This is a genomic window from Kitasatospora sp. NPDC057512 (assembly GCF_042802135.1).
Taxonomy (GTDB): domain Bacteria; phylum Actinomycetota; class Actinomycetes; order Streptomycetales; family Streptomycetaceae; genus Kitasatospora.
This window is the reverse complement of the sequence record NZ_JBHVET010000976.1, coordinates 1-2,538: the sequence shown is the minus strand read 5'-3', so window position 1 is coordinate 2,538 and position 2,538 is coordinate 1. Positions and strand designations below refer to the sequence as shown.

At 72.3% G+C, this 2,538-nt stretch carries 3 protein-coding genes and 1 pseudogene; all 4 read left to right on the top strand.

The genetic code is table 11. The annotated features are described in order from the left end of the window. A pseudogene (locus ACFU6K_RS36500) lies at window positions 1-483 on the top strand (NADH-quinone oxidoreductase subunit C); the annotation flags it as partial. Then, window positions 480-1,439 carry an NADH-quinone oxidoreductase subunit NuoH gene (gene nuoH / locus ACFU6K_RS36495; protein ID WP_380670564.1) on the top strand — a complete coding sequence of 320 codons (960 nt, stop codon included), beginning with the start codon at window positions 480-482 and terminating at the stop codon, window positions 1,437-1,439. The pseudogene ACFU6K_RS36500 and the gene nuoH, both read left to right, overlap by 4 nt. Next, the gene (locus tag ACFU6K_RS36490) at window positions 1,436-1,993 is read left to right on the top strand and encodes a NuoI/complex I 23 kDa subunit family protein (RefSeq protein WP_380670562.1); all 558 of its coding nucleotides are present in this window, start codon (window positions 1,436-1,438) and stop codon (window positions 1,991-1,993) included. The genes nuoH and ACFU6K_RS36490 overlap by 4 nt, the downstream gene beginning before the upstream one ends. After that, window positions 1,990-2,538, top strand: a 549-nt coding sequence (locus ACFU6K_RS36485; RefSeq protein WP_380670560.1) for an NADH-quinone oxidoreductase subunit J, incomplete at its 3' end; no start/stop codon positions are given. The genes ACFU6K_RS36490 and ACFU6K_RS36485, both read left to right, overlap by 4 nt.

The following is a 2,538-nucleotide window of genomic DNA, read 5'->3' as shown; positions in this document are numbered from 1 at the left end:
GGTGCGGCCGGCGCCGGTGCGGCTGCCGCGGGTGCCGAGGGCGGTGCCCCGGTGCGGGCGGACCGGCCGCGGCGGACCCGGTCGGTGTCGGAGGGGTCGGCGAGCCAGGCGGCCGCCGAGGCTCCCGCGGCCGTTCCGGCCGAGGGCGCCCCGCCGGCGCGGGCGGACCGGCCGCGACGGACCCGGTCGGTGTCCGAGGGGTCGGCCAGTCAGACGGCCGCCGAACCGGCAGCCGGACCGGCCGCCGAGCCGACGGCCGAGCCCGCGGCTCCCGTACGGCCCCGGCCTTCCGACGCGCCCCGGTCCTCCGACGCGCCCTGGCACAACCCGGTGCCCGCCCACGACGAGAAGCCGTCGGGCGAGAAGCCGGGCGAGCCCGCTGAGTCCGCTGAGTCCGCTGAGTCCGCTGAGCCGGGCAAGCCGGTCGAGCAGAAGGACGAGACCTCGGCCGAACCGGCCGACCAGGACGGAGAAGGCGCGTGAACCTGCTCGACACGGTGCTGCGCTGCGTCGCCACCCTCGTCGTCTTCCTGGTCTTCCCGCTGGTCATCGGCCAGACCGAGCACAAGGTCATGGCGCACATGCAGGGCCGGCTCGGCCCGATGTACGCGGGCGGCTTCCACGGCTGGGCGCAGCTCGTCGCGGACGGCGTGAAGTTCGCGCAGAAGGAGGACATCGTCCCGGCCGGGGCGGACCGCCGGGTCTTCCAGCTGGCGCCCGCCGTCTCGCTGCTGCCGTACCTCTTCGTGCTGCTGGCGATCCCGGTCGGCCCGGACGGCTTCGTCGGCCAGGCGATCGACGCCGGGCTGTTCTTCGTGCTCGCCGTGATGGGCGTCGGCGTGATCGGCAAGCTGATGGCCGGCTGGGCCTCGGCGAACAAGTTCTCGCTGCTCGGCGGCCTGCGCACGGCCGCGCAGCTGATGTCGTACGAGCTGCCGATGGTGCTGGCGGCGGCCTCGGTGGCGATGGCCGCCGGCACGCTGTCGCTGCCCGGGATCGTGGACGCCTGGGAGTGGTACTGGCTGCCGTGGCAGCTGATCGGGGCGTTCGTCTTCTTCACGGCCGGTCTGGCCGAGCTCCAGCGCCCGCCGTTCGACATGCCGATCGCCGACTCGGAGATCATCTTCGGCGCGTACACCGAGTACACCGGCCTGCGGTTCGCCCTGTTCCTGCTGTCCGAGTACGTGGGCATCCTGGTGGTGTCCGCACTGACCGCGGTGCTCTTCCTGGGCGGCTGGCACGGACCGCTGCCGGACCAGCTCGGCTGGCTCTGGATGATCCTCAAGACCTTCGCGCTGGCCTTCGTGGTCATCTGGCTGCGGGTCACCTACCCGCGTCTGCGCGAGGACCAGCTGATGCGCTTCGCGTGGACGGTGCTGATCCCGCTCGCGCTGGTCCAGCTGGCCCTCACCGGCATCATCAAGGTGGCGATCTCATGAGTTTCCCCGGTATCGGGCTCGCCAAGGGCCTGGCCGTGACGCTGCGGACGATGACGAGGAAGAGCGTCACCGCCCAGTACCCCGACGTGCAGCCGGTGCTGCCGCCGCGTTCGCGCGGCGTCATCGCGCTGCTGGAGGAGAACTGCACGGTCTGCATGCTCTGCGCGCGCGAGTGCCCGGACTGGTGCATCTACATCGACTCCCACAAGGAGACGCTGCCGGCCGCCGAGCCGAACGCCCGGGCCCGCACCCGCAACGTGCTGGACCGGTTCGCCATCGACTTCTCGCTCTGCATGTACTGCGGGATCTGCATCGAGGTCTGCCCCTTCGACGCGCTGTTCTGGTCGCCGGAGTTCGAGTACGCGGAGACCGACATCCACGAGCTGACCCACGAGCGGGAGAAGCTCCGCGAGTGGATGTGGACCGTCCCCGCGCCGCCGGCGCTGGACCCGGCGGCCGAGGAGCCCAAGGAGATCGCCACCGCGCGCAAGGCGGCGGACAAGCTGGCGGCGGCCGCCGCGGCGGCTCTCGAGGAGAAGGGTGACGACGCGTGACCGGTGCCACCACGCTTCTCGCGGCGACCGGCTCCCTGGAGCCGGCCGCCCGTTCGTTCCTGTCCCCGACCGGCCAGGAGATCGTCTTCCTGCTGGTCGGGATCGCCGTGCTCGGCTCGGCCGTGGTCTCGGTGACCACCAGGCAGCTGGTGCACGCCGCGCTCTGGCTGGTGGTCGCGCTCGGCGGGCTGGCGGTGGAGTTCCTGCTGCTCACGGCCGAGTTCATCGCCTGGGTGCAGGTGCTGATCTACCTCGGCTCGGTGGTCGTCCTGGTGCTGTTCGGGCTGATGCTCACCAAGGCGCCGATCGGGCGTTCGCCGGACGCCGACTCCAAGAACCGCTGGGTGGCCCTGGTGGTGGCGCTGGCCGCGGCCGGGACGCTGGTCACGCTGGTGGTCGACGCCTTCCGGACCTCCTGGATCGACCTCGGCCAGGGCGGCGGTTCGGCCGCCGTCACCGGGGCCAGCCTGTTCCGGCACTGGGTGCTGCCCTTCGAGGCGCTGTCCGTGCTGCTGCTGGCGGCGCTGGTCGGCGCGATCGTGCTG

Bases quoted from the DNA above. Each gene is read 5' to 3' on its own strand.
- ACFU6K_RS36490 (WP_380670562.1), top strand. From the start codon at position 1,436: ATGAGTTTCCCCGGTATCGGGCTCGCCAAGGGCCTGGCCGTGACGCTG.